Source organism: Streptomyces sp. NBC_00299, assembly GCF_036173045.1.
Taxonomy (GTDB): Bacteria; Actinomycetota; Actinomycetes; order Streptomycetales; family Streptomycetaceae; genus Streptomyces; species Streptomyces machairae.
In genome coordinates, this window is sequence record NZ_CP108039.1 from 3069336 (window position 1) to 3095832 (window position 26497).

Annotated in this window: 20 protein-coding genes; 5 read left to right on the top strand and 15 right to left on the bottom strand. The window is 66.5% G+C overall.

Translation table 11 applies throughout. The features are described 5' to 3' along the window. Window positions 1-219: 219 nt before the first annotated feature. The 9 genes from OHT51_RS13380 to OHT51_RS13420 form a co-directional block, all read right to left on the bottom strand. Window positions 220-2175, bottom strand: a complete 1956-nt coding sequence (locus OHT51_RS13380) for an ATP-binding cassette domain-containing protein (protein WP_328879150.1) — start codon at window positions 2173-2175, stop codon at window positions 220-222. A 201-nt stretch (window positions 2176-2376) separates the two neighbouring features. Continuing rightward, window positions 2377-3399, bottom strand: a complete 1023-nt coding sequence (locus OHT51_RS13385) for a phosphotransferase enzyme family protein (protein ID WP_328879151.1) — start codon at window positions 3397-3399, stop codon at window positions 2377-2379. A 300-nt stretch (window positions 3400-3699) separates the two neighbouring features. Next, entirely contained in the window at window positions 3700-4584 is an 885-nt protein-coding gene (locus tag OHT51_RS13390) for an aminoglycoside phosphotransferase family protein (protein WP_328884313.1), read from the bottom strand. Window positions 4585-4766: 182 nt separating this feature from the next. Further along, window positions 4767-6203 (bottom strand): glutamine synthetase family protein, encoded by a 1437-nt coding sequence (locus tag OHT51_RS13395; RefSeq protein WP_328879152.1) that lies wholly within the window; start codon window positions 6201-6203, stop codon window positions 4767-4769. Then, window positions 6203-7735, bottom strand: a complete 1533-nt coding sequence (locus OHT51_RS13400; RefSeq protein ID WP_328879153.1) for an amino acid permease — start codon at window positions 7733-7735, stop codon at window positions 6203-6205. Before OHT51_RS13400 ends, OHT51_RS13395 begins: the two co-directional genes overlap by 1 nt. A 74-nt stretch (window positions 7736-7809) precedes the next feature. Then, a complete protein-coding gene (locus tag OHT51_RS13405; RefSeq protein ID WP_328879154.1) occupies window positions 7810-8814 on the bottom strand; it encodes a hypothetical protein in 1005 nt (334 codons plus the stop codon). A gap of 212 nt (window positions 8815-9026) precedes the next feature. Then, window positions 9027-9221 (bottom strand): hypothetical protein, encoded by a 195-nt coding sequence (locus OHT51_RS13410; protein WP_328879155.1) that lies wholly within the window; start codon window positions 9219-9221, stop codon window positions 9027-9029. Further along, window positions 9221-9661, bottom strand: coding sequence for a hypothetical protein (locus OHT51_RS13415; protein ID WP_328879156.1), 441 nt, complete (start codon window positions 9659-9661; stop codon window positions 9221-9223). Before OHT51_RS13415 ends, OHT51_RS13410 begins: the two co-directional genes overlap by 1 nt. Window positions 9662-9770: 109 nt before the next feature. Then, entirely contained in the window at window positions 9771-11009 is a 1239-nt protein-coding gene (locus OHT51_RS13420) for a helix-turn-helix domain-containing protein (RefSeq protein WP_328879157.1), read from the bottom strand. Between the two features lie 425 nt (window positions 11010-11434). Between OHT51_RS13420 and OHT51_RS13425 the strand changes: the two genes are divergently transcribed. Continuing rightward, a complete protein-coding gene (locus OHT51_RS13425) occupies window positions 11435-12169 on the top strand; it encodes an HAD family hydrolase (protein WP_328879158.1) in 735 nt (244 codons plus the stop codon). Between the two features lie 50 nt (window positions 12170-12219). On the opposite strand, the gene OHT51_RS13430 is transcribed toward OHT51_RS13425, so the two are convergent. The 5 genes from OHT51_RS13430 to OHT51_RS13450 form a co-directional block, all read right to left on the bottom strand. Continuing rightward, the gene (locus OHT51_RS13430; RefSeq protein WP_328879159.1) at window positions 12220-12855 is read right to left on the bottom strand and encodes a DUF6886 family protein; all 636 of its coding nucleotides are present in this window, start codon (window positions 12853-12855) and stop codon (window positions 12220-12222) included. Window positions 12856-13238: 383 nt separating this feature from the next. Next, window positions 13239-13418, bottom strand: a complete 180-nt coding sequence (locus OHT51_RS13435; RefSeq protein ID WP_328879160.1) for a hypothetical protein — start codon at window positions 13416-13418, stop codon at window positions 13239-13241. A 515-nt stretch (window positions 13419-13933) separates the two neighbouring features. Further along, window positions 13934-15220, bottom strand: a complete 1287-nt coding sequence (locus OHT51_RS13440) for a HEPN/Toprim-associated domain-containing protein (RefSeq protein WP_328879161.1) — start codon at window positions 15218-15220, stop codon at window positions 13934-13936. Between the two features lie 385 nt (window positions 15221-15605). Further along, the gene (locus tag OHT51_RS13445; RefSeq protein WP_328879162.1) at window positions 15606-16337 is read right to left on the bottom strand and encodes a GIY-YIG nuclease family protein; all 732 of its coding nucleotides are present in this window, start codon (window positions 16335-16337) and stop codon (window positions 15606-15608) included. A gap of 206 nt (window positions 16338-16543) precedes the next feature. Next, the gene (locus OHT51_RS13450; RefSeq protein ID WP_328879163.1) at window positions 16544-17524 is read right to left on the bottom strand and encodes a DUF4238 domain-containing protein; all 981 of its coding nucleotides are present in this window, start codon (window positions 17522-17524) and stop codon (window positions 16544-16546) included. Window positions 17525-17799: 275 nt separating this feature from the next. Here OHT51_RS13450 and OHT51_RS13455 point away from each other — a divergent pair, with 275 nt between their 5' ends. The 4 genes from OHT51_RS13455 (at window position 17800) to OHT51_RS13470 (ending at window position 23388) form a co-directional block, all read left to right on the top strand. Next, complete coding sequence (locus OHT51_RS13455; RefSeq protein ID WP_328879164.1) at window positions 17800-18423, top strand: DUF6233 domain-containing protein; 624 nt, start codon at window positions 17800-17802, stop codon at window positions 18421-18423. A 708-nt stretch (window positions 18424-19131) separates the two neighbouring features. Further along, window positions 19132-21735: a hypothetical protein gene (locus OHT51_RS13460; protein ID WP_328879165.1), complete on the top strand. Its 2604-nt coding sequence runs from the start codon at window positions 19132-19134 to the stop codon at window positions 21733-21735. Beyond that, on the top strand, window positions 21732-22973 hold the full coding sequence (locus tag OHT51_RS13465) for a CHAT domain-containing protein (RefSeq protein WP_328879166.1): 1242 nt from the start codon (window positions 21732-21734) through the stop codon (window positions 22971-22973). The genes OHT51_RS13460 and OHT51_RS13465 overlap by 4 nt, the downstream gene beginning before the upstream one ends. Next, the gene (locus OHT51_RS13470) at window positions 22966-23388 is read left to right on the top strand and encodes a Pepco domain-containing protein (RefSeq protein ID WP_328879167.1); all 423 of its coding nucleotides are present in this window, start codon (window positions 22966-22968) and stop codon (window positions 23386-23388) included. Before OHT51_RS13465 ends, OHT51_RS13470 begins: the two co-directional genes overlap by 8 nt. Before the next feature lie 492 nt (window positions 23389-23880). Here OHT51_RS13470 and OHT51_RS13475 read toward each other — a convergent pair whose 3' ends face one another. Next, window positions 23881-26016 carry an NACHT domain-containing protein gene (locus OHT51_RS13475; RefSeq protein WP_328879168.1) on the bottom strand — a complete coding sequence of 712 codons (2136 nt, stop codon included), beginning with the start codon at window positions 26014-26016 and terminating at the stop codon, window positions 23881-23883. Window positions 26017-26497: the final 481 nt, after the last annotated feature.

Consider the following 26497-nt stretch of genomic DNA (forward strand, 5'->3'; position numbering starts at 1 on the left):
GCAGCGCGTACGTCTGTGCGACAGCCAAGGACGGAATACCACCCTCCCCCACGTCGACGAACGCCATCTGCCGGATCTCCACGCCCTGCGACCCCGGTAGCCCCGACCGGGCCGAGCCTCAGTCCGTGTCCTTCGCGATGATCCGAAAGACAACCCCGGTCCTGGGGATGCCGAATAGAGCTGCAGAACCCACTCGGCGGTAGTTCAGAAATGGCCTGCCTAGTTCGGTGACACGCCCTCCTCGGAATCAGCCGGGACAGGTACCCGCCCGGTGCGCTCGTTCTGCAGATCCCACAGCTCACGGAACAAGCCGTCCTGCTGGGCCAGCAGTTCCTCGGGGGTTCCGTGCTGGATGACCCGGCCCTTGTCGAGGACAACGATTCGGTCGGCGATGGTCACGTTGGTGAGCCGGTGGGTGACCAGTACGACCGCGCGGTCGGCGGCGAGGCGGCGCAGCCCGGTGAAGATGCGGTGCTCGGCCCTCGGGTCGAGGGCTGCGGTCGGTTCGTCCAGGACGAGCAGTCCGGCGGGGCGGTGGAAGGCTCGGGCGAGCGCGATCCTCTGCCACTGTCCGCCGGACAGTTCCTGCCCGCCCCACCATTCCTTGGCCAACAGAGTGTTCAGCCCGCTGCGCAATCCGTCGATGACCTCGTCGGCGCCTGCGGCGTGCGCCGCGGCAAGCACGGCGGCGTCCCCCTCCTGAGTGGTCTGCCCAAGAGTGATGTTCTCCCTCGCCGACAGGGGCCAGTTCGCGTAGGACTGGGGTACTACCGCGACCTTCCTCCAGGTGGCATGCGCGTCCAGGTCCCTCGTGTCGGTGCCGTCCCAGGTGACGGCTCCTCGGTCGGGCAGATAGAGAGCCGAGAGGATCTTGCTGAGGGTGGTCTTGCCTGAGCCGTTCTCGCCCACGAGCGCGACGACTTCGCCCCGCCGGACCTCCAGGGAGACACCGTCGAGGGCGGGCCGGTCGGCGCTCGGATACTGGAAGGTGATGTTCTCAGCGCATACGACCGTGGGCGCGGCCGGCGTCCGAGGACCGCGGTCGATACGGTGGCCGCCGGCTTCGTCGATGAAGTCCGCCCAGTCGTCCAAGTACATTCCCGTCCGGAAGAGTCTGGCTCCGTAACCGACAATCCCGTCCAGTCCTGAGCTGACGCGCCCCAACGCGAGGAACGCGGTACCGAGAGCGGCGACCGAGATCTGCCCGGCGGACACCAACAGTGCCAGGGCCACCCACACCACCGCGTGGGCGAGGCCTCCTGCTGCCCCACCGACCAGGGAGACCCTGGCCGCACGCCAGGTGGCCTGGTCGGTGGTCCTGTCGATCCGCGCCCCAGTCGTGCGGTACTTGTCGAGCAGGAACGGTGCCATGGTGCCCGAGCGGACTTGGTCGGCGATCTGCTTGTCGACCATGTACCAGCGCAGCATTCCGAGCAGGCGCCGGTCCTTCGACGTAGCGAGCGACGCGATGTAGCTGATGCGTGCCGCCCGAACGCTGGCCACCCCCTTCGGCAGGGCCGCCAGGATGAGCAGCGGGAGAAGGACCGGGTGCACGGCGGTCAGGACACACGCCGAGGCGATCAGCGATGCCGACGCGGCGAGGATGTACTGGGCCTCGGTGAGAAGATCCCTCGAGACTTCCACGCCTCGGTCGGCCGCGTCCCAACGGTCGTTGTATCCCGGATTGTCGTACGCGGCGAGTTCCGCCTGCGTCGCCGCGTCGAGGAGCTTGAGTTCTGCCTCTCTGGCAATGCGGGGGGCCAGCCTGGCCGATAGCGCGGTGGAGGCGATACCGAGCAGTGCGCGCAGGCCGATGGCCCCTGACAGGACGACAAGGGAAGGTACGGCGGAGCGGAGCTGGTCGCCGCTGATGTGCTGGGAGGCGATCAGAGGCTTGATCACCCCGGTGGTGGCCATCAGCCCGAACGCTTCCAACACCCCGGAGAGGAGTTGGACGGCGAGCAACGCGATGACCGCTGCACGGTCGACCTGCCAGCCCAGGGCCAGCGAGCGGCGGATCAGTTGGGGCAGACGCCGGGCCATCGAACGGGTTGTGATCGCGTTGGCGGCCTCGATGCGGCGGTCGCCGGGGATGACGAACTTCAGTTCCTCGTCCGGCGTCTCTGCCTCGTCGGTCGGCGTGGCAGCCGCAGTGGGCTTCGGAATGGTCGTCATCGGCTCAGGCCCTCCGCAGAAAGGCCATGCCGGGCCAGGGAAGTCCTCTGGAATCCCAGCAGCTCACGCTGCTTCGGGATACGTGCCAGGTGCAGGCCGATCACGGTTTGATACGCCAAGACATCCCCCTGTATGCCATGCGTGGTTGAGGCTGTCGCTCATCAGCCAGTTCGCTCAACGCAGTTGGAAGCTGCTGGATAGTCACGACGCGCCTCCGCTCGCTCCGATGCCCGCGAGCTCGTCTTCAACGCCTTCAAGGTCACTGAGCAGCCGACCGATGGCGATCTGACGCTCGCGCCAATGCCGTTTCAGATCCGCCTCCGCCTCCCGCGGCAAGTCGTATTCGGCGGTGGTGGCGCCGTAGACGCTGAACAGCATGTACAGCAGCGCGATCCGGGCGCAGGCCCGCACCTCCTGGACCGGAAGGCTGGGGTGCTCCGAGCGGTAGGCCCTGGCCATGGCCAGGGCGCAGGCTGCCCACTCGGTGCTGGTCGCGACGGTGCGCGGGTCGAACGCCGCTCGCCCCAGCTCCCAGGCCGGTATCGCGCTGGCGCAGCGGAAGTCGATGACGCCGGTGACTGCTTCGCCGAGCGTGATGAGGTTGGTGCGGGAGAGGTCCGCGTGCAGCGCCTGCTCCCCCAGCGTCGCGGGCAGACGTTCCCTCAGCCTGGCGGCATGCCTGCGCAGGTTCGTCCGCCGCTGGTCGAGATCATCACGCAGTTGGTCAAGACGGTCGTGGCCTTGTCGCGTGGCTCTGTCCATCACGGTGTCGCACCTCGCCACAGCGTCCTCGACGGGCTCGCTACGCCAGCGGGTCTGTTGCACACGCTTGGGCAACGGATACGCGGCGAGCGCACGGTGCATGCGCCCCATGACGACGCCGATGTGTTCGGCGAGAGGGACTGTCATCGCAGACGTGGTCACCCGGCCGGGAGCCTCGTCGACCACCGCCCAAGCGCTGCCTCCCGCGATGGTGACCAGGTTGTCGTTGGCATCAGGCCACACGCGCGGAACGGGGAGCTTGGCGACCCGGCAGTACTCCGACATGTCCCACGCGTTGCGCGCCGCGTCCAGGTCGTCCATCGAGCGGTACTGCTTGACGAACAACCTCAGGCCGTCATCCGTCAGGACTCGCCGGTTGATGGTGTCCGTGCCCATGTGCACAGGTTCGACGACCTCGGCGACGAGCCCGTACCGGTCTTCGAGCACGTCAGCGGTCAGCATGTCACCGCTGGCTGCTCCGTCCATACGAATCACCGACCCTCGTGTGCGGAGGGCCTGCGGGCCGTGAGGACGGTGAAGGCGTTGCTTCGGCTTCCGTGAGCATCCCCGGCTCGGCATCGACCGCGAACAGATCGTCGAAGTACGGCAAGAGGGCGTGGACAACGAGTCCCGGGCCGGTGCCGATGTCCAGAAGGCGCCGTGGCCTGTCCGTGGGCGCCGCCTCGTCGAGAAGGGCTGCGAGGTCGGCGGGGATGCCCGGACGGAAGCGCCGGTAGTAGGTAGAGGTTCCGGCAAAGGCGTTCACGCGCGCCACCCGCCCCACACCCGCTTGCCGGTCTCCAGGCGCAGGTTTTCCAGCATGGTGTGCGCCTCGTCAACCAGGCCGATGTCGCGGTGCTTGATCCCCCAATCCAGAGAGTCCAAGGCATCCAGTGCCCCGTACGCCCGGCACGCGATCTGTTCCTCCTCGGTGAGGGGACGGCCGTATCCACTGTGGAACGCGGCGTAGAGGTCGGGGCGGTGGCGCAGGATCCGGTAGCGCAGTCGGCTCAGGTCCCGGTAGGCGGCGGGCCGAAGCTCGGCCCGTTCGTAGTCGATGACCCGGAGCCGCTGCTCGGTCTCGTCCCACATCCAGTTCTTGGGCATGTAGTCGCCGTGCTGGGATACCTGAGGCAGGCTCGGCTGAGCTTCCCCAGCGAGCATGCGCACCATCGCGAGGTCGTGTTCCGGCACGTTCGTCGCCGTGCGCTCCAGGAGCTGGGCGACTGTCTCATCCCACATCTCCTCTGTCTCTTCCAGCGAGGGCTCGTCGGCTGCCGCGGTGTGGTGCCGGGCGAGCAGTTCGCCGGCCTGCTCGTAGGCCGCACGCTCCTGCTCGGCCGGCAGGCGCAGTGTGTCGAGGCTGCGCCCGGGCAGGGCGGTGATCAGGATGGTGCGCGTCTGCGTGTCCGCGGCGACGAGCTCGGGTGCACGGTCGGCGCCCAGGGCGACGGTCCACTTCTGGTACGCAGTCACTTCGCGTCGGTGTAGTTTCGGGCCCGCGTGGAGCTTGCCGAACCACCGGTCTCCACCAGGTCCTTCGACCTCCCAGACGGAAGGTCTGATGTCGCCGGGCCTGGGATGTTCGGCGACCACCGTGTACGTGTCGGTCACCGACTCCACCAGTTGGTGGAGCGCACTGGGCATGTCGGTCACGGGGCGCCCTTCCGCTCGCTTGGCCGCCCGACCGCGCCACGATGGGTGACGGATCGGACGCGCTCAGTGTCCTGTCGTGGGTGGGTAGCTTGCCAAGGGCCACTGACAATGCGGCCTGAGCTGGTCATCTGCGGACGCTCACGGCTGTATGTCCCTCCTGGGAAGCGGGCTGGTCAGGCACGGGCCAGCCACCGCTGACGCTCGGCATCGGTGACGAGGCGCTCGTCGTGGGCGAGTTCGAGCCGGGCGAGGCGGGCATAGTGCTCGACCACCTCGGTGCCGAAGGCCTGCTGCGCGAGCGCGCTGTTCTGGAATGCGGTCAGGGACAAGCCGAGGGTGGATGGCACGGGGGCTTCTGTTCCACTCGCGCGGTAGGCGTTGCCGGTCGCTTCGGGACCAAGGGCGAGCTTCCGTTCCAGACCGTGGTCCATGGCGGCCAGCACCGCCGACAGCGCCAGATACGGATTGGCGTCCGCACCCGGCACACGGATCTCCAGGTGCAGCCCTTCGCCGCTGCCGACGACGCGGACAGCGCAGGTGCGGTTGTCCCGGCCCCAGGTGAACGTGGTCGGCGCGAAGGAGCCGGGCGTGAACCGCTTGTAGGAGTTGACGCTGGGTGCGTAAAACGGGCCCAGCTCGGGCAGGCCGGCGAGCAGACCCGCGATGGCGTGCTGACCGACCTGGGACAGCTCGTGCTCGCTGCCGGGCTCGTGGAGTTGGCTGATGGCCTTCGACCACAGCGACACGTGCAGGTGCAGGCCGTTGGCTCGGCCGGTTTCCGGGGCTGCCATGAACGTGGGCGCCAGACCGGCTCGCGAGCCCAGGGTGCGCACGGCGTGCTTGAAGAGCGGGTGCCGGTCGCAGGCGGTGAGAGCGCCACCGTACGGGAAGGTCACCTCGACCTGGCCGGGGCCTGATTCGGTCTTGATCGCTTCCACGGGCATCCCCGCCCCGGCGAGCGCCCGCTGAAGACGGCGCAAGTACCGGTCAGATACGGGGTCGTGGTCGAGGGCGTAGTCCAGGTTCTCCGTCGTCAACGGCCGTAGACCCTGATAGCCAGCCTGTTCCGCGTCCGCGTACGTGCCCTTGTAGAGGACGAACTCGGTCTCGATCCCCACTTTGGGATGCAGCCCGTGCCGCGACAGTCGGGTCAACTGCTGGTGGAGGATCTGGCGGGGCGCGATGTCGATCAGCGTCCCATCGTGGTGCACCGCATCGCCGAGCACGGCAACGGTGCGCGGCAGCCACGGCACCACATACAGGGTCGACAGAGCCGGTTGCACGGACAGGTCCTGGTAGCCGGTCTCCCACGAGGTCAGGGCGAAGCCATCCGCCGGGCTCATGTCGACGTCGGTGGCCAGGACGTAGGCGCACACCTCGGTGCCGTCATGCGCGACGCGCTTGAGGAAGTGGTTCGCGTCGTAACGCTTCCCCTTCAGCCTCCCTTGCAGGTCAGGGACGGCGAGCAACACTGTGTCGATCGCACCCGCCTTGACGAGGTTCCGCAGGTCGGACAGGGAGAGGCCCTTCCCGGAGCGCCCGCCCTGCTCAGGGACAGGTGCGGGGGCCAGTCGGGCAACGGTGCCGTTGCCGGTCGTGGTTCTCGTCATCACACGACCTCGTCTTCGTACGTAGTCGCCGAGCGGTCGAAGTTCTGGGCCGGCACTTCATAGGAGCTGCCCTGCTTCCGCCACCACCCCCAGGCGAGGGCCAGGACGGCGAGCAGTGCGATGGGCGCGTAGTTGAAGGTCTCCACGGAGACCAGGCCACCGTCGGCGGGGCGCGTCTGCGGCAGACAGAACAGCACCGTCACGAACAGCACCCAGGCAACGGCGATCGTGCCGACGGCCACACCCCAGCTGCCGAGGTTCCAAGGACCGGGCCGGAAGCGGTCGCGGTTCTTGATGCGCAAGTAGATCGGGATCGCGTACGCCGGGGTGATCCCGACCACATTGATACTGGTGATCGCCGCGTACGCGACCGGGCTGTACAGGCTCGGCAGGGCCAGCACGGCGGCACACACGACCGCCAGGAGCACGGCCAGGCGCGGAGTGCCAGTGCGGCGGTCCACCTGACGCCACAGGTACGAACCCGGCAGCGCCCCGTCGCGCGAGAACGCGAACACCATCCGGCTGGCCGCGGCGGTCTCGGCGTTGCCACAGCACAACTGCGCGATGATCACGACTAGGAGCAGTGCCTTCGCCCCCGCGACGCCCAGCGCGTCCAGGAAGATCTGCGCCGGCGGCACTCCCGTCGCCGTGCCCACGGTGCCCGCGTAGTCCTGGATCGCGAACGTGAGCCCGGCCAGCAGGACGAACCCGGCCAGCCACGACCACCCGATCGCGTGGATGATGCCGCGGGATGCGGAGACCTGGGCGTCGGTGGTCTCCTCCGACAGGTGCGCGGAGGCGTCGTAACCGCAGAACGTGTACTGGGCCAGCAGCAGACCGAGCACAGCCACGTACAGGGGGCTGGACCAGCCGGTGTTATTGACGAACTCGCCGAACACGAAGTCTGCGGACTGGTGATGAGAGGGCACGATCGCCAGTGCCCCAACGATCACCGTGACGCCGCCGAGGTGCCACCACACGCTGATGCTGTTGAGAATGCTGACCAGCCGGACCCCGAACAGGTTCAGGGCGAGGTGCAGGGCGAGGATGCACAGGAAGATCACCATGATCCTGCCCGGCGTCGGCTCGAAGCCCCACTGCAGGTTTAACAGGGCGCCCGTGAACAGCGCGGCCCCGTAGTCGATGCCGGCGATCGCGCCGAGCAGGCCCAACAAGTTGAGCCAGCCTGTGTACCAGCCCCACTTCCGCCCGCCGAGTTGCTCTGCCTGGTAGTAAAGGGCTCCGGAGGTCGGATATGCGGAGGTCACCTCGGCGAGTGCGGCGCCGATGAACATCACCATGGCGCCGACGATCAGCCAGCCCCACAACATCACCGACGGACCGCCGGTGTTCAGGCCGAAGCCGTACAGGGTCATGCAGCCGGACAAAACGCTGATGACGCTGAACGAGATCGCGAAGTTCCCGAATGGCCCCATGCGCCGGGTCAGTACGGGCTCGTAGCCCAGCTCCCGCAGGTATGCGTCATCGGGCTTCCGGGACGTCGCGCGGTGGTTCGGACTCAAGCGAGACACGGGTAAGCCTCCAAAACTAAAGATGATCTGGACAGGTCCATGCCAATTGGGGTTTAGCTGCCAGCGGATGCCGATCACGGGTGCGGCCCTGCGCGCGGCCTATGGTTGCGGGCGTACGAGAGGGATTCGGCGCGCGCCCGAAGGAGCAGCGCCTCGCCAGGGTCCGGCCCCGCGGCCCCCTCGTGCACCGACGCCCACGGCTCACGGGCCGCGTACGGGCCCATCACCTCGAACACCTCGGCGGCCTCCAGGTACTGGGCTCCTGCCCACAACGCGTAGGCCAGGAGGTTCAGATCGGCCACCGAGTGCTGCCCGGCGGGCGCCTTGTGGAACCAGTCGTGAAAGGCGGCCAGTGTGTAGTCGAGTGTCGACTCCTGCGCCCACTGCCGCCGCCACAGCGGATCGGCGCGCGATTGCCGACGCTGCTCGATCTGTGCGTACGCCGGCAGAAGCAGCAGCGGCGATCCGACGGGACGCTGTGAGGCCACGGATCGGCCGAAGTCGAAGACCGCGGCCAAGGAAGCGCCCCGCGGCCCCTCAAGGGCGAGCATGAACTGCAGCACGCGGTGGTAGGCCTCGCGGTTGTACGGATCACGCTGGTTGACCTCGTACAACAACCCCCACGGACCGCTGGGCAGCATCGGCTCGTTGGGCCTCATTCGGTGTTCCTGACGCAGCTGCCGCGTGTCGATCTGGGCCAGCGCCACGAGGCACACCCACGGCACGGGATCATGCGGCGCACGACGCGCTGCCAGGAGCGCCGCACGTCGCGCCCTCGTCTCGAACTCCAAGGTCCGAGGGTGTCGTTGACGGTGTGCACGCAGCGCCCTCTCGACGGCGACACGAACAGCCATCAGCTGCGCGTCGTAGCTGTCCGGCTCCTCCGCGAGCCAGACGTCGACCACGTCCGATCGGGCGGCTGCCACGGCCAGCAACTGAGTGCGTGACGTTCGCAATGGCCAGTGCGTGCCCGTCTCCCACAGCAACTCCCGTGCCGGCTTCCAACGCCCCGCCTGCAGCTCGACCAGGGCCGTACGTAGGTCGTCGTCATGGCCGGCCGGATGGTAGACGAGACGCATCAGAGCCCCTCGGCGTGGACCAGGCGCCGCTGGCGAGCGGGATTGGGGCCGTTCGTCCGATGCACGCCCACTGTGTGGGGGGACGTGTTCTCCGAGCTGAACGTGAATGTCATCGGGGGCCTCAGGCAAGTTGGGGGGACGGGGCCGCCAGGTGATCGGGGCGGACCGCGGACCTGGCAGAGAAAGGGGATTCGGAAGCCGCGTCGCGCTCCCTAAAAGCGAATATGTCCGATCATGTCGGCGACGCCGGTCACGAACCGGTTGATGTTCGGGGCGATGGACGTGCCCGCCAGGAAGAACCCGAAAAGCACGCAGACGATCGCGGCTCCGGGCTTCACGGATTTGGTCCGGATCAGAAGCACCACGACGATGCCGAGGACCAGCACGAGGGAGATGCTCAGGGCCATCAGCAGGCTGCTTCCTCTGCGGGCCCTCGCCGCTCCCGCCGAGCCTGACTCAGCGCGCGGCGCAGGGCATCGGGCCGCGTCAACGACCGCGGGCCTCGGGGGAAGACGTGCCAGTGCATCCCCGGAGGCGTCGTGCTCTCCGCGGACGGGACAACGACGTGGCACTTCTGCCCCAGCGCAACGGTCCCCGGCTCCTCCCAGCGAGCCGCAGTACCCACGGGAACCAGGAAGTACAGCCGAGGCTCCGGGCCTCCGTGGTCCAGGATCACCGGGCCGACCGGTTCGTCACCCTCGCCGAGGATCTCGATCGCGCGTCGGCCCACGGCCTCCACGGCGCGTACGGCGTCCCACCACTCCCCCGCCGAGCACAGCTCGGGCTCCTCGCCGATGGGCATCCAGCGCGGCGGGTTCGCGCGAGCTGCGGGATTGTCGTCGGACATGGAAAAGGCCTCCTCACCACTGCGTGTGAAGAGACCATTCCATTCAGCAAGGTGTCCTGCGCGGACAGTCTGTCCGTGGGCTCCGATCGCCAAAGCCCTTGACAGAGGCTCACGTTGTGCTAATACCCGTCCAACTCCCAAAGGCAGACAGCTCGTTGGAGGGGTGTGCATCCATCCTGAGCAGTGCTGCGGTGGTCTCGCGAACGGACGGGTGGAACCGCGTGTGGTTGGGTGCGACCTTCCGTGCGCGCTTGAGGTCCGCGAAGGCACCGTCCCGGTCGCCCTCTGCGAGCTTCGCAGACGCCACGTCGATGAAGTGATGGCTCGACCGCTCGCCGACGGTCGTACTGGGCGGCGCCCACTCGCCGCCGGAGACCGGAGACCATTCGGTGAGGCGGGCGAGGGCCTGCTCGGTGTCACCCGTGTCGATCATCGCGTGCACCTCATGGATGCGGATGTTCGTCGGCCCGAACGACATCTCGTATGCCAGGGAGTCACGGTTGCCTGCCATGCTCGCGACCTGCTCCGCCTCCCGCAGGTACGCGTCGGCGCGATCAGAATGGTTCTCACGGGCTTCGAGAACGGCCAGCTTCAGCAGCAGCGCGCCGTCGACCGCGAGCGCGTCCTCCGTGAAGGAGCGTTCCGGCTGGAACCGCTCCAACTCGGTCCGCAGCCCGAGGAGCTTGCGGCGTGCCGGCGAGTACGCGCCCTGGCGCAGCATCGCTCCTGCGACGAGGTAGCCAGCCGTGAACTGCATCAGGGGGTCACCAGAGCGGTCCGCCGCCCAACGGACGCGCTCCAGCGCCGTGTTCGACAAGTCGTGGTGGCCCATCTTGTGGGCCAGGGAGTTCACAGCGCGATAGGCACGCGCCAGGTGCCAGAACGCCTTGCCCCGGTCGCCGTTGGCACCGCCGAGGGCGACGTGGGTCAGTTCGGTGATGATCGGCGGAAGCAGCGGGCCCATCGGGGCGTACCGAGCATCGCGGCGTAGGGCCGCCACCTGATCGACCTCCGAGGCGAGCACGGGAAGCGCCCGGGGAGCGATCTCCAGATCGTCGGGGCTGTCATAGCAGAGCAGGAGACGGCGGAGCTCGGGGATGACAGCGTGAACGCCGTCTTCCGCCTCCGGCTCACCGTAGTACGGCTGACCAGTCAGGACCTCGGGACCGAAGCGCAGCGCCTTGGCGAGGGCCAGGACCAACGACGGTGAAGCCTTGCGCGCGCCCGACTCCAACTTCTGCACGTAGCTTGGGGAGACCGCGACCTTCTGTGCCAGTTGGGCAGCCGACAGCTTCCGTGTCCTACGAGCGATACGGAGACGGTCTCCCAGCGTCAGGTTTTCACTCATCGGTGGACCTGTCCCTTCGCGATGAAGCACTTGGATCAGAGTACGGATAATGTCCAAGCCTGCGCCCTTGGTCGCCAACTGTTAACAGAGTCGACGGTCGCGCGCCCACGAGGTAGATCTACGGCACGGGCCACAGGCACCTTGCTGTTCCCTCCTGGACCTCCGACCGCATGGCCGAAGCAGGGCATGCCGTGACGAAGCGGGCGCAGGGTGAGTAGGGTCATCGCCCCCCAGTCAAGAGGTGGGCATGGAAGTACCTACGGACAGATTGTCCGCGCGAATCCTGCACGTGCCGGAAACCCACCTTCACCACCCGGCCGCAGAGAGTAGCCAGGCGCTTACGTCGACATGATGGGCGGGTGTGAGCTCACGTACGCTCGCAGCCGCGGGGCAGTCCCGCTCTGGTCAAAGACAAGGAGTTGGGAGTGGTTGAAGCCGGACGGTCCTTGGTGTTGTGGGACATAGACCGCACCCTGCTGTACGTCGGTGAGATCGATCGGCAGGTATACCGCGAGACCTTCGCCGAGATCGTTGGGCGCCCCGCCGAGCGGCTTCCGGCTCGGGGAACCGGCGTCACCATGCCCCTCGCGATCCGATCCCTGCTCCTGGAAAACGGGGTGCCGGCATCGGACGTCCCCCTACTGCTGCCGCGCATGGTTGAACTCCTGCCGAAGTGTCTCACCGCGCACGAGAAGGACTTGCGCGATCAGGCCGTCCTAATGCCGGGTGCCGTGTCGGCCCTGAAAGCGGTGCACGAGCAGAACCACTGCGTACCGACCGTCGTCACGGGGAACCTCAAGTCCAGCGCACTGCTGAAGCTCGAAGGGTTTGGGCTCGACGCCTTCCTGGACACGGAAATCGGCGGGTACTCCTCAGACGACGAGCACCGTCCGGCCCTCGTCGCCGTCGCACAGAGGCGAGCTCAGGCCAAGCTCGGGGTGGCCTTCACTCGCTCCAACACCGTCATCATCGGAGACTCCCTCGAAGATGTCCGCACCGGAGTCGTAGGCGGCGCTTCAGTGATTGGAATCGCGTCAGGCAAGACCACCGCTCACGAACTGGCCTCAGCAGGAGCCGACGTGGTACTCGACAGTCTTGAGGACGTACCGCAGCTTTTGGGCGAGATCACGGCACTGACCCAGACCTTTGCCGAGAGCTGACGGGCAATCAGTCAGAGCTGAGCCGCGCTTCGTTGTCCTCTGGCACTCCCCTATCGCTGCCGTTCCAAGCCCGCTCCGCCGGAGCCCGCTTGGCCGAGGAGCGTTCGCGGTCGGGCCTCGGGTCGGTGCGCGGGGTGCCCGAGAGAGTTGCGCAGCCGGATGCCGTTGAAGCCGAGGGTGCTTGAGGTGATGGTCTCCCAATACGGCCACAGGATGTTCAAAACCCGCAGCTGGACGCCGGCCTCGGCGTGCAGGGCAAGGAGATCGCCGACGGGCTCGGGTGGACCCAGCGGCTCGACGGGTTCTTCCGCGACGTGGGCGCGTGGGACGGGCTCCCCAATCGAGCGGAAGGGCGTGGAGTCGAACCGGTAGGCGTAGAGGCGGACGTTTCGGATCTCCTCCAGCCAGTCGTACTCGATCGCGTGTACTCGATCACCCCCGCCAGGCCCGATGATCCGTTCGCGGTCTGACGGAGACGTGTCGGGTGTCACCCATGCCATTGCCCGGGGACACTGTTTGGGGAACCAGTAGTCGGGGGCACGGACTGCGTCGACGGCCCAGACAAAGGCCCCCCGATCTTTCGAGGTTGGGGAAACACGCGGGATGAAGCGGGTGATCGTGGGGTCCTCGGAGAAGTGCAGTACCTGTTCAGGTTCTGGCCGCATCGGGGCATGGTAAGCGCACATGCACAGGGCTCGCCCTTAGCATTTTGAGGCTCAGTCGGAGTTGGCTTGATCTTGAGGACTACTCTTCCGCCTTGCCGCGTCTGGCCGCGTCCGTTTTCCTTGGCCGACTGAGTGATCCTCGAATACAACTACCTGCTGACGACCAGCAGCACGCCGTGATCCACAGCTGTGAGGCGATCGAGACCAACTGCACCCGAGGCTCGGTCGCTGATGCGCCGATGGCGGTGGGTGGGGTACACGATGGCGTCGGGCGGGGCTCGTGTGATGACCCTAGACACCTCCTCCTCGACAGCCCAGCGGTGCGGACGCCCGGCCTGCGCGTGGCGGAAATGGGCGGAGCCTCCTGCCGCCGTGCGTGACAGGAGGCTCCGGTGGGTGTGGATTCAGACAGTCCGGCGGTATCGCAGGCACCGGAGGAGGACCACCGCGGCTGCGAGGGTGAATCCGGTCGGGACCTGCGATTGCAGGTGGATTGCGGTGCCGAGGGTGGCCGCGTTGATCCAGTCCTGGAGCTGGGGGCGGCGGTACTCGATCCGCAGGGGTTTCCACATCTGTGCTTCCATGTGCCTGTCCTTGCTTTGCTCTCGCTGGGGCATTGCATGCGGACACTGCGGGGATCGCCCATGCCCGGGCGGTCCCCGTCCGCGTTTCCGTAGACGGTATGTGCCACGAGGTGGGGTTGATGTGACCGAGGGCAGCCGTCGGCCACGAACTCAACTGCGTTTCCGAGCAGGGCTTTTGCCGCTCTTCAAGGTTTCTATAGGTGAGCCTACAGACGCCTGACCTGCGGTTTCTTCTTAGCCATCTGCGCAGATAGTCATGGATGATCATCTTCCGGTTCGAAGTTGGCTCGATCTCGCCTATGCGCAACGCCTTGGAGCAGCGGAGTGACGGCGGCCTTGCCCCAGTCAGACGGGTGGATCACCGAGGAGAGGCGGGAGGCCGAGCGGCAGCGCGGGGCAGGGGTGGCTAGGCGTGCTGGTTGGACACGTTGGTGACGATCGGTTCTCTCACCAATGGTTGAGCGGTTGCCGATGTGCGCATGTCCTGCGCGGGGCGTTGGACGATCCTGCGTCCTTCAGCCGAAGGCCTGGACGATGCCCTCGATGATGGCGTGCACGCCGCTCCAGTGGCTTGTGTCGCTGCGCTGCCCTAGCCGAGCTTTCTTGATCTTCTCCTCGAACGCCTTCAGTACCAGGACCTTGTGCGACTTCGAGAGCGCGCCCTGGCGGCACCGTACGGCGGGGATGAAGGTCCCCAGGTGGACTGGGGCCAGCGTGCCGTCGATCGTCAGGACGTCTTCGCCGAGGTACATCTCCAGAGAGCCGGCGACACCGTTCACGTTGGTCAGCGACACGGTTGCGGACGCCGAATCCACGGTGGGGTAGCTGGCCAGTAAGGGGAGGTCCGGGTAGTGCAGCACCTGACATCCCACTGGCAACTTCTGTCTCTTCAGTTTGGCGAGAGCCTCATGTCCGCCGGCGTCGTTGTCGGCGATAGCTACGAAGCGGTTGGCGACGCCGGCCGCGATGAACGCATTGACCATGATCGCGAGCGCGCCAGCGCTGCCGCGGGCCTTCGTTCCCGTGTAGTCGATGAAGCGGACGAAGCCAACGAGGTGCGGGTGTGTTACATGCATCGCCTCGGTGAGGAGCCTGGAGTCGGTGCTTCCTTCAGTGAGCACGATCAGCGGGGCACTATCGGGCAGGGCCGCGAGCTGACGCTCACGTGTCGGTCCTGCGATGGGCTGGGTCGCGTCCAGGCTTACGCAGCAGCCAGTCAGCTCGCCCAGGTCCAGCCCGGCCCGCGTGTCGTCTGGTGCTTGGTCGATGATCAGCCGTACGAGGCTGCGTTCCCCGACGAACCAGCGAAGCTCCTGGACGTCACTGACGGTCTCGGCGAACTCGTCCTCGTACTGGAAGTACTCCTGGACCGTGGCGAACGATTTCTCCGACCGGTGCGGTCGGATCGCCTCGCCGATGGCTGCGAGCAGCTCGGCGGGCTCACGAGGGCGCCGGACAAGGGTCTGAAACACTCTCTCGCCCCGCCCTTCTAGTTCCCGGAACTGGCTCTGGCTGTCGTAGGTCTTGCGCCATTGCGCGATGCCCTCTGCCAGGTCGGCAAGGGCACGACTCGAGGTGAAGCCCTGCACGTGCAGGCGCTGCCGCAGAGCGTTGGCCGTGGTGTAGTACCCGAGCGCGCACGCGCTCTCATCCAGCTCGTCGCCAGATGTGACGTCGCTGCCGTCAGTGACGCTGAGCTCACGGTCGGTCTCATTGAAGAGCGCTGCCAGTTCCTCGTTGTAGTCATCGCGGGTGTAGAGGAACTGGGAGTCGCCGACGACCAGATAGGAGTGATGCCCCATGTCCGCAGGCTCTCATCCCTTTGGGGTACGCCGCGGACTGTTTTTCAGGCTGTGTCGAGGATCCGTTCAACAGTGCGGGCCATGACTGATGGTCGAGTCTCGCCTACCTCCCAGGCCGTGCGCTTCCCATAGAAGATGGGGCGCCGATCCGCTGAGTACTGACGGCCGTAAAACGGGTGACGTCCTCGCACCGCCCTGGGACGTTTCACGCCTTGCTGGTCAGCCCGCCCAACCTTCGATGAAAAGGAAGCTCACCGACCAGCTTTCGGTGAGAACGCTCAACCTTCGCTGCGACGGAACAGAACACGCTGCCCGGTGCCACCGAACGTTGACTGCGTGCCAGCGAACCTTGATCGATGCAGGGGGATGAGAATGCGGACCGCCGTTAACTGGTTCGAGCTGTCACCTCGATAGCAGCTGAAGGGAGGGAGACGCCAGCGCGATTTCCAGCGAAGACCACGAAGCGTGACCTGTGGTTGCTGAAACGCTTCAGACGCAGGTGAGGCCCTGGAGTCGACGGAGTTGGAATCCGCGCAACTTGTTGACCGTGGTCGAGTACGGCCATCCATTCCACAGTGCCGCCCGATGCGGTGTCCGGAGGCAAGTGCAGTGTTAGGTGAAGTTCACCGGGGATGACGGCTGCCGTCAGAGGCGGAGGTGCCGGTGGTACCTGGGTAGGAGCCACGCTAATTGGAGGGGGCGATTTGCGCTGAGCGAGCAGCGCGGCTCGGATGCGGCTGGCCTTCTGCCGGGCGTGGTGCTGCGCCGCGTCCTGTTCGATCAACGCGTAGTTCTCGGAATACAACTCCTCGTGCAGGGCGTCAAACATCGACAGTCGCTCCGGCCCGAGTTCAAACCATTCGCCGCGGAGGCGCTGCCGGGCGAAGATGCGGTGCAGTGCTTCTTCGAGGCCCGGTCCAGCCTCAGCCCACCAAAGGATCTCCAAAGGTAGCGGGCAGCCTACTTGGATCTCTGACAGGCGACGTTCTAGGCGGCCTGTGGTGTAACCGATCTTGACCTTCAGCGCGTCGGCCGTCCCGATCGCGTAGACGTACACCGAGTCGTACGGGGGCCCCAGGTACGTGCCTGTCGCCGGGTCTATCTCGTAAATATCCACTCTCACCCCTCCGGTCGGTACCGTAGCGCGCAGCGGTGACATCCCCGGCCGCTCAACCTTCGATGGCAACGATCAAGCTTCGACGGCACAGGATGTCCTGTGCCACCGAAGTTTGAGCTTGTGCCATCGAAGGTTGAGCGGCGTGGACCACGCGTGCTCGTTGAGAGGAAGCCGCCGTTGTGACCTCGACTGCTGAGTCGCGCCGATCACACCTCTTGCCGGCCGAATGCCCTCAGGTTCGGAGCGTGCTGCTGTACGTAATCGTCGAGGCCACTGCCTGGGTGCATGTACACCTTCGAGCGGGCTTGCTGAACCTGGAGCTGGTTGAGCTGAGCGGCGACGGATGCAACGACTGTGGGGTCAGTGTCGGGCCGTGCGACGGCTAGCGCGTGGTGCCGACCGAGTGGCATCACGACGGTGGTGGCCTTAGCCACGCCTACATTGCGACGCAGACCGTTCTTCTCGAAGATCAGCGTGAAGGCGGGGACGTCACCGATGAGGAACTCCTGCCCGCGCGGGGGTACGAGGATCCGTATGCCGTAGTCGGTGATCAGGTCGCGGACCTGGTGGTATACCTCCTCCATGCGCACCCGCAGCATGCCGTGGTTCTGGAAGAGGTCCACGCACTCCTGCAGGAGCTCGCTGGCGTAGTGTTCCAGGCCCCCTTGACCCACCACGTGCAGTCCCTTCTCACGCAGTACCGCTGCGCGCAACTGCCCTTGCAAGTCGTTGACGAGCAGGTTGAAGACCAGCGCGTAGGGCTTATCGAAGGTGCGAAAGTGCACGTCGCGGTAGGTGTGTGAGCGCACCAGATGAAGGGCGACGGTGTCCAATAGGACCTTGGCCAGGGTGGAGTCCGGGGGGTCGATCCCGTTGTCCAGGGCGCTGAAGACTTCCGGTAGTCGCGATTCCGTGCTGCCCCAGACCTGCTCCAGCGATTGTGAGGCGAAGGCCACGAAGTCCTTCACTACGCCGCAGCCGCCCGGGCCCTTACGCATGGGGGGACGCTGCGGATAGGCAAGGTCGACCGACAGTAGCTGGAGGCCATGGCGCGGATAGTGCTCGGCGAACCGCTTGAGCAGCACCTTAGAGACCACGTGCTGGTTATGCACCGGCGGCTCACTCTGCGCGGCGAGGCGCTCCACTTCGGCGAAGAGGCGGTTCGCGCGCCTCGGCTCGGACGTCACTCGACAATCCTTGCACCGCCAGCCTGGAGGGACATCCGAACCTTTCATGGCCTCGGCGTCCGGAGGATGCAGGGGCGCTGCGCCCTCCCAGCGTCCGGCGAACGTGAAGGCCGGCGGGACGTTACGCCCGTGGCCTCTGACCTGCGCGCTCAATCTTCGGTGACACGAACTCACGTCCGTCAAGGTTCGATGACACACGCTCAAGGTTCGGTGTCACCGGACACAGGACACACGCGAGGGATGCGGAGGTGGATCACGAGCATAGAATCAAAAATGTGTTCGACGACCTGCCGCCCGACCTGGAACGCTTGCGGACCCTGCGGGTCTGGCACGCCCTCTGGATGGAGCGCATCGACCGCAAGATCGCAGACCTGCAGCGACGGCAGGCCGAAGAGGAACGCGGTCGGCGCAACCGCCCGCAGCCGCCGGACTGGATCGTCGAACTCGGCATCGGCGCCGAACGGGCACCCGTCCAGGTTCACGCCGGCGACTGCTACATGGCAGGCAAGCGACGCCGTCCGGTCAACCGCGACGAAGCCCGTCGGCTACTCGCCACAGGGCTACGGGCGTGCAACCACTGCCAGCCCGACATTCAGCTGCACATGCTCGACTTAGCCACCCAGGCGGCGCCCCGGCGCTGCCGCGCCGGGTCGCAACACGGGCAGGCACGACACGATCGCCGGCAGCACCGTGCCACCCAGTTCGCCTCCCGGGATGCCGACACGCCGACCACGCCGCACGACGGGGCTGACCTGCGCGGATTCCGCGACGACCTCCCGAGAGGTTCACGCATTGGAAGTCGCAAGAGGCACCTGTTCACTGCACCTTCTGTGTCTCATTGGACAGGCCGATCTCCGGTCGTCAAGAGAGGGATCTGCACGACCTACGCCGCGACCTGATCGAGGGGCCAGCGACTGCTCCCGCGTCGGGTCCGACGCCGAGCTGAAGACCTGGCACCCCGAGCGTGCCGTCCTCGACCCTTCTGATGATGTCTTTGAGCCTGTCGTCCGCACCCAGAGAACTCGCGCTTGACGACAACCATCCGTTCACCGGCCGCATTGACTCGGCAGCACCACTCAGCTGGACCCGGACGCTTCTCGTCGCTTGCCGCCCACCTTGACTAGGCCGGCCCCGACCACCCGTGGACAAGGTGCAGTTCGCCTCGATGTGGGCAGCTGCGATTTCCTCCCACGATTCTGGTCCGCTCCGCCTTCGTCGCGGAGATCAGCGCAGACACCGCCACCGACCGAGGCAGCGCCTTCCAACACCGCTGCGCTACACACGTCTGCGCCCGGATGTCACGGCCGGCCACAAGGTCAGGCATCGGCCGACACCGCCTGGTCTAGGTGCCGCGTGGCAGCTGCCGGCCCGAGCCGCCGACCAAGCCGGTGAATCCGTTTACTTGCCCTTGGCGTGCAAGCGGTCAGGAGATCCTCCGCGTTGCTCGTGTGGCCGTCGGGGAGCAGAGTTGTAGGTGTGGTTCGCAGCGCCGGTTGGCGTTCATCGTCTGCCACAAAGTCGCCGACGGGCCACCTGCCACTGTTGCCATGGTTAATCCGCCTGGCCCGTGGAATGGGTGACGGGCGACCCCCTGACAGGGGATGGGAATGACCTCGGAATCGAGAATGCGGCACGCCGCTTTCGCCTCCGCGCTCCTGGTGGTTACCGCGGGTCTTGGCCTCGTAGCGATTCAGCTCCTCAGGTGGAGCATGGCGGACAGCAGTATCGGTCTCCTCGCCCTTGGACTGCTGGCCGCCGCCATTGCGGCCGCGGCCAGCGGATACGCGGTGTTGTACGTCGGGCTGGCGCTGACCGCCCCACGCGAGGCTTCGGGCCTTCGGAAGGGCGTTGTCTTCGGAGTACTGGCATTGTTCTCGGAGATCGGCCTCGTCTGGCTCACAGTCGTCTTCGCTATCGACGGCCGATCTGGGCCGGCGTGGCTCGCGGGCGGGGTGGCACTTGCGGTCCTGGTGTTCTGGACGGGCCTAGTCGTCCGGGAGAGCAGGATGGACGACCACGAGCTAGTCGTTGTCATAGTCGGCGTCGCTCTCTCGGCTGCAGCCTTTGGCTGGCTGTTTGTCTGCCTGATGGCGGATGACCAGCCACTGGGCGCGGGACTCACGGCCGGGCCAGCTGCCCTCGGCCTGATCGCGCTCATCTACCGCTCGCGCGGTGCGGATAACCTGGACGGTTGGCCCGGCTGGGGTCTGACCTTGCTCTTCACGGCAGGTCTGGGCGCGGTCGTAGCCAAGCTCGCTAGTGACGGTCATTCAGTCTCCGCGGGGCTTGTCGGAGGGCTCTGGCTGATCGGGATACTTGGCGGCCTGTGGTTGATGGATTCCTGGCCCGCCCTGACCTGGTCCATAGGCTTGCGCAGGAGCGGTCCGGAAGCGATCGAGCCTCCTCCCGGGGACGTGGTCCCGCTGTGGGCACGCGCCGCTGGCCTAGTCCTTCCCCTGGGCGCGGTCGTGTGGGCGGTGCTTGATGACGCAGGACGTCCGGGCACCAGCTTGGCCGACGTCCTGGTCGGCATGGCTGAATTGGCGATCGCGGCAGCGTTCTTGTTGATGCTTCAAGGGCTGATCCTCGGCTGGCTGCGCCCAGGGTATGCGCCTCACCTTGTGGAGGCGGCCGCTCATTACGTGCGGCAGAGGGTGCCGTCGCGGTACGGCCGAAACCTTGACAGAGGGTGGTCGGAGGCCGAGCGGCACTGGCGGGAGTACGAGCTGCATGCGCGGTCGCCGCACGAGTGGGAGGGGGATGACCTGCACCGGGAGCGAGCGCGGTTCGAACAGGAGCGGGCGCGATTTGAGTGGGAGCCGGCACAGTTCGAACGGGAGCGGGCGTGGCGCGACCAGGAGCAGATCAGGCAGGAGTTCGACCAGCACCGCGTAGCCCCCGGAATTCTAAGTCGCCTGGCCCGACCGCTCTCCCCCGACGCTGGCAATGACACCGCTATCGCGGCGGCGCTCACCACCGGCCTGGTCGTCGACAGGGTGTGGCCTCGGATCGAATTGGTCGCCTCGCTCGAAGTTAAGCGTGAAGCGCACCGTAGGAGCCGGGATGTTGCGCTGCTACGCGTCACGGCCGCCAGCGCGGTCTGCACCGGGCTGAGTTGGGTGTTCGCGGCAGGTGTAGTCGCCCGGTCTCAATCCGGCGGCGGCTTGGCGATGTTGTTCATCGGCCCTTTTCTGATCGCCCTGGCTGCGCTGGCACTGGGCCGGCGGCGGCTCGTGGAAGCCTACGAGCACCGCGTGAGCGCCGTGGAGGTGTACCGCTTCGATCTCGCCGAAGCGGTGCGGCTGCCCCCGCCGAGCAGCAATGCCGAGCTGATCGCGCTCAGCGACGTACTGGAGGGGCCTGGGGGATACGACCGGCCGCTCGTCTGGTCCGGCGTCGCAGAGACTGCTGCTGCCGTCGAAGTGTCCGCCGTCAGCCGCGAGAGCCTGGTGTCCGAGGTATCCAATCGGGTGCTTCGGGAGGTCTGCGAGGTGCTGCGGGACGAGCACGAAGCCCTGGCCCAGCGCCTCACTCCCGGGCGCCTCGGCAAGAAGGATCTGGGCAGGCTCGCACAGGAGGTCGCTCAGCGCACCTCGAAGTCGGTCGGTGAGCGTCTCGGGCGCCAAGTGGCTGACATCAAGGAGAACTCGGCCCAGGAGCTGCGGCAGGCGCTGCGCGAGGGGATCGAAGAATCCGTCATCGGGCCGCCGTTGGTGAACTTCACCGGCTATTTCGCTCTCCAGCTCGAAGCCGGTCTCGGATACGCGGCGGACGGGGCGGGAGGTACCGGGCCGACTGGCGGAGCGGCTTACGCCACAACCGTCGTCGCGTCCGCCGGGCAACGCCTCGGTCTGGTCCTCTTCGTGGTACGCGATCCCCGTGCGCGGGATGCCGCTTCCACCCAGCAGACCGTCCCCGATCGGCAGTTCTTCGCCCTTGAACCAGTGCATGTCGAAGGGGGCAGAGATGCGCCGACCGTCGATTTCGAAGCCATAGTGGACAGCCCAACGCTCAATCCCAGTCCACACCGACGGACCCTGCGGACCCAGACGGAGGCACAGACGGTCTTCCGCTTCCAACTGCCGGACGCAGAAGGCCTTCACGAGGTGTGGTTCCAGCTCTATCAGAGCGGCCGGCTCCTTCAGGTGATCGCCGTCTCTATCGCGGTTAGGGCTGCCTCCCCAGCCGATACGGGGGAGGATCCCGGATGACCGGAAGCCTGGACGCTGACGTCACCGTACATGTGCACCATGCCGAGCAGACACACATCGCCTTCCATGCCCGCAACGGCACTCCGTCTGTCAGGGTGACCCTGGCCCAACGAGGGGTCCTGGAAGAGGCGCGGCGTGCGCTCGATGTAGGCCTGCTGGAGCTCAAGGACGTGCTACCGGCTCTGGACGTGGACGATCGGGACGTTCCCAAGGTGTTCAACACCCTGCACAGGATCGGCCAACGGCTTGCCTTCCTCCTGTTCGGTCTTCAGGCCGACGTCATCCAGGGGCTCCAGACCTTCTGGAACAGCGCGCTGCCCTACGGCCGCAACCCGGACTTGCAGCCACCGCTCGTGGAGTGCATCGGCGATAAAGACACCTTCCTCCCCCTCGAACTGCTTCCGCTCTACCGGATGTATCCAAACGCGCCCGGAAACCGTGAGGAGCTGATCGCTGAATGCCGCACGCTGGTCGGCTTCTCGTGCATGGTCAAGCGCACGATGCTGCTGCCTGCTCCCCCCTCGGGCCTGTGCCTGGAAGTCACACCGGGCGGGCGGCTGCCGCTGCGTTTTCTTCATCATGAGAGCCTCGAGGGCGCCCGGAAGGAGCTCAGCTGGTTCACCTCGACGGCAGCACACCGGGTGGAAGTCGACGGGCCGTATCCCTACGGCGACACTGGGGCGGCCACCCTGGCGGAGCAGATCTTCGATCCTCGGCGGTCACTCGCCGGTGAGCTTCGGAGCATGCCCGACCAGATTCTGCACTTCGCCTGCCATTGCTACGCGACGCTCAACAGCCCCCTCGACAATGAGATCGAGCTGAGCGGCGGTGGTCAGGAGCTGCGGGTGAAGCTCGGCACCATCGGGGAAGACCTCCTCGGGCTGAAGTCCCGCCCCGATCAGGACAGCTGTGAGATGCCGCTCGTGGTCATGAATGCTTGCGGTGCGGCCCGCATGCACGCGACCAGCGCCCTCTCCTTTCCCTATCTCTTCCTGATGAACGGAAACCGCGGCTTCATCGGCAGCGAGATTGAAGTACCGGACGGGGTAGCAGCGGAATTCTCCAAGGCCCTGTACGAACCGTTTCTGCTACGCCGTCTCCCGCTCGGTCGATCGGTTTTCGAAGCCCGTAGCAGCCTGTTGCACACGCACGGGAACCCGCTCGGCATCGCGTACGCCGCTTATGCGGACCCACAACTTCATGTCTGTCACGAGCTCACGGAGGATGTCCATGTTTGAGCAAATTGACAAGCCAAAGCCTGGCGAGCCGCAGACCGATGTAGCGAAGAGCCCCGACGCGGTACGGGTGCTTGGGCTAGAGGACAGCGACGATCGCTCCCTGTTCAGGCGTCCGCAGGAATGGCGTGTCGGTCGGGGCGAGATTCCCATCGACGTCTTCCAGCATCGGGTCACCGGGTTTCTTGACTCGATGCGTTCGATCATTGCAGGACTTTCGGTGAACTGCGGCGAATTTCAGCTCAATGAAGTCACGATCAGCGCCGAGGTCAGCGCAAAAGGGCAGATCTCCTTGCTGGGCTCGGGTGGGGAGCTGGCGGGGTCGTCGAGCCTGACCTTCACGTTCACGCGCGGGATTCCCGGAGCAGCCGAGTCCCTCTCAGCCGCCGTCTACACCGCCCCGGAATCACCTGATTGACACTCGTCAGCGGGCACCCCCAGTTAGTGCAGAGAAGTCAGCGCAAGACGCACAAGTACGGCCGCGGCGGCAGTCCTCTTTCTCTCGGGGTGGGTTCGCTGTGGTGTGACGTGGGGTGGGGTGGGCTCGTTGAACTCCTGGGACTCGTTCTCGGGGGGTGTGGCTCTGCAGCGGGTTGTTGCACGATCGGAGGCTGCAGGCGGACCTGATCAACGCCAACGCCCGCGGCGCCCGCCTATTTGCACGAGTCCAGCAACTAGAGGAACACCTCTCCCGCCATCTGAGGAACAGGGCGTGGCGCGAGTCCGGTCTGGGCGGCCCTGCCGACACCGAGGAACTCGAGCGGACGATCACCAGGCTCGAACAGCGCACTGTCGCTCTGACCACCGCCTTGGAAGAACGCGAGGCTGACCTGGAGGCCAACCGTCAGTTGACCGAGCCTTGAACCAGCGTGAGTGACCAGCCGGTCCCCCGCGTGGAGTCGTCCCGCTGCTATGGATCCTGCGCGGGACCGACGAGCCAGTCCTGCAACTCACGGTGCCGGAACTGGTAGGCGACGCCGGCGACTCGCAGCAAGCCTGCCGACTCTGCCCAAGCAAGGAACGCACCGAGCCGCCACGGCAAGCGACGGCTTCCACGGCGCGTGCACAGCAGCAAAGCGAAATAGCGGTAAGCACTGGACGCTGCCACCAGGGCGAACGCCAGCGTCACACCTAGCTGCCAGGAGAGTCCGACAGAAACCGGGACCTCGAGGCCCGGCGCGATGACGAAGACGACGATTGGTGCCACGAGGAGCCCAACCATGACGCCGCGGCCGAGCGTGCTTACGACATCGGCGCGCAGGAAGTGCCGTGGGTCCGCGATGTCCGCCGCCTGCGGATCCTCGAGCCTCATCGCCCCCAGGCCCAGCCACACAGTCAGAAAAAGGGTCATCCAGAGGGCGGCCCCGAGAGAGAACGTCAGCCCCAGCTCCAGCGCGAAGCTGGCCGGTATACAGACGACGGCGCCGAGTATCAGGCCCCAGCCGCAGCCGAACCGCAGACCGCGGGCCCCGCTACGGGAGAAGAGGTTCCTCGGCAGGGCCCGCTCCATCGTCGGCCACGCCTGCCATGCCTCGGTCGCCCACAACGCCAGGAGTTCGGTGCACAGAAACACTGCAACCTGGACCGCCAGGTCGCTGTAGAGCATCGTCCAGAAACGCACGCCGAGCCAGGGCAGGATCACCCACACTGGCGCTAGGACAAGGCAGTGTACGACGCGCGGCAGGTACGTCCCGGCAAGAGGCCAGAGGGCGTGCGGGACCACATCGGTGCCGGACAGCCGACGGCCCCGCACCGAGCGGCCTTCGGCCTCATTGCGGTGCAGGTAGACGGCCAGGGTCCGTAACCACGTACGTGTCTGGTCGGCAGAGTAGAGCGCGCCGCGAGGCGCCGGATGACTCGCGACGGCCGCTTCGACGAAGAGGCCGAGCAGACGATCGCGCAGGGCACGGTCCCCGTCCGAGTTCGGCTCCACCAGTTCACGGGGGTCCCGCACGTACGCGCCCGTGGCTGGGTCCCGCTGTTCGTACACGACCGCGGCCAGGGTCAGCCGCCAGGGCGTGGCGAGCCGCGCGGCAAGAGGCGTGGCGGCGGAGCCGTAGATCTCGTCAAGCACCCCGGCCCATCGCGCGGGGTCGTCCGTCCTGCTCTCAATGAACGCCCGGCCTCTGGTCGGCCGCACACTGCTGATATCCACCCGGGCCGCGTCCTTGAGCCACACGCGCGCCGACTCCAGCGCCCGGTACTGCTCGGTGCGGCAGGTCAACACCAGCTTCGCGCTGTCCAGCCCGCGCTGGTAGGAGTTGAGCGCGTCGAGCGCCCGCCGGGCCTGGGAGGTGTAGTCCGGAGCGTTCTCCGCGGCCATCTCGTCCAGCCCGTCGAGCACCGGCAGCACCATTCCGGCGTCGAACAGCGCGCCCGCGGCAGCCTCGGAGAGGCGGTGAGAATCCACCAGATATGAACAGACCCATTCCCGCAGAGCCTTCACCGGGTCCTCGCCCGGACGGGCGGCGGACGCCGGGGCGAGCAGGGTATGCCACGACGACAGTGACAGCCGCACGGGCACCGGATCGTCGGGCCTGCGGTCCTGGAGCAAGCCGAGGATCAGCTCCAGGGTTAGTAGGGTCTTTCCTGCCCCGGGCGGTCCGGTGATCACCAGTCGGCCAGGGCGCAGTCGGCGGTAATAGGCCACGACCTTGCGCGAACTCCCCCTGGGCCGGGCCCCCAACGCGTTGTGATGGGGTGCTGGCATGTAGACGAAGTCCAGATCGATCGATCTGCCGTGCCCACCTAGCAGCCGCTTTCTGGCCCTGGTCTCGGAGTCGAGCACCGCTGCGGCGAGCCTGCTCGCCGTGCCCGCGACGTCGGTCTCCTGGTGCCGCCAGGAGAGCCAAGCGAGATGACCGGCCCACCCGCTGACGGACAGCCCCGCCAAGGCGATCACCGCGCTCAGTGGGTCAATGTCCCCCCGCTTGGCCCCCGGAAGCATCAGCGCCGCCACCCCGAACCCCAGCACCGCCCCCATGCCGTACAGCCACGCGGCAAGCCGCCCCCGCCCACTCTTCATGCCCCACATGATGAACACCATGGCGCAGCCCGTGCCGGGAAACCTCCTTATGTATGGCTCTCCGGAGTGAAAATACTGAGAGCCTGCAGCGCCTGCGACGGCCGGGCCGTCACACCACGCTCCTCTTCGGTTATGGGTGCAGCGGAGGCACGGGGACAGCACAGCGGTGCAGGCGGGTGTCCATGTCGAAGTTGACCACTCAGCCCCGTCGCTCGATCCAGCGATCGCGCCACACCTGTTGCATCCGCTACCGTGCCGGATCTGCCCTGAGCAGCAACGAGTCGTCCAACGATGCCTCGCGCCACATGGCCGACCCCAGAACCCGCTGTGCCAGTGGTGCATGGCATCGGCGAAGGAGCAGTGGGGACCAGCCGTGCGCTACGTCAGCGCGCGCTCGCAGACGTAACCGTCTCGGACGGCGAAGATGCCCACGTGAGCGCGGCTGTGGCGCTCAAGGTCGCCAACGCTGCTGACCTGGTCAGCAGGCCTCCTCAGTTCTCGG

Excerpts from the sequence above, each read along its gene's own strand:
- OHT51_RS13380 (WP_328879150.1), bottom strand. The coding sequence starts at position 2,175 with ATGACGACCATTCCGAAGCCCACTGCGGCTGCCACGCCGACCGACGAG.
- OHT51_RS13385 (WP_328879151.1), bottom strand. The coding sequence starts at position 3,399 with ATGCTGACCGCTGACGTGCTCGAAGACCGGTACGGGCTCGTCGCCGAG.
- OHT51_RS13390 (WP_328884313.1), bottom strand. The coding sequence starts at position 4,584 with ATGCCCAGTGCGCTCCACCAACTGGTGGAGTCGGTGACCGACACGTAC.
- OHT51_RS13395 (WP_328879152.1), bottom strand. The coding sequence starts at position 6,203 with ATGACGAGAACCACGACCGGCAACGGCACCGTTGCCCGACTGGCCCCC.
- OHT51_RS13405 (WP_328879154.1), bottom strand. The coding sequence starts at position 8,814 with ATGCGTCTCGTCTACCATCCGGCCGGCCATGACGACGACCTACGTACG.
- OHT51_RS13410 (WP_328879155.1), bottom strand. The coding sequence starts at position 9,221 with ATGGCCCTGAGCATCTCCCTCGTGCTGGTCCTCGGCATCGTCGTGGTG.
- OHT51_RS13415 (WP_328879156.1), bottom strand. The coding sequence starts at position 9,661 with ATGTCCGACGACAATCCCGCAGCTCGCGCGAACCCGCCGCGCTGGATG.
- OHT51_RS13420 (WP_328879157.1), bottom strand. The coding sequence starts at position 11,009 with ATGAGTGAAAACCTGACGCTGGGAGACCGTCTCCGTATCGCTCGTAGG.
- OHT51_RS13430 (WP_328879159.1), bottom strand. The coding sequence starts at position 12,855 with ATGTGCGCTTACCATGCCCCGATGCGGCCAGAACCTGAACAGGTACTG.
- OHT51_RS13435 (WP_328879160.1), bottom strand. The coding sequence starts at position 13,418 with ATGGAAGCACAGATGTGGAAACCCCTGCGGATCGAGTACCGCCGCCCC.
- OHT51_RS13440 (WP_328879161.1), bottom strand. The coding sequence starts at position 15,220 with ATGGGGCATCACTCCTATCTGGTCGTCGGCGACTCCCAGTTCCTCTAC.
- OHT51_RS13460 (WP_328879165.1), top strand. The coding sequence starts at position 19,132 with ATGACCTCGGAATCGAGAATGCGGCACGCCGCTTTCGCCTCCGCGCTC.
- OHT51_RS13465 (WP_328879166.1), top strand. The coding sequence starts at position 21,732 with ATGACCGGAAGCCTGGACGCTGACGTCACCGTACATGTGCACCATGCC.
- OHT51_RS13470 (WP_328879167.1), top strand. The coding sequence starts at position 22,966 with ATGTTTGAGCAAATTGACAAGCCAAAGCCTGGCGAGCCGCAGACCGAT.
- OHT51_RS13475 (WP_328879168.1), bottom strand. The coding sequence starts at position 26,016 with ATGGTGTTCATCATGTGGGGCATGAAGAGTGGGCGGGGGCGGCTTGCC.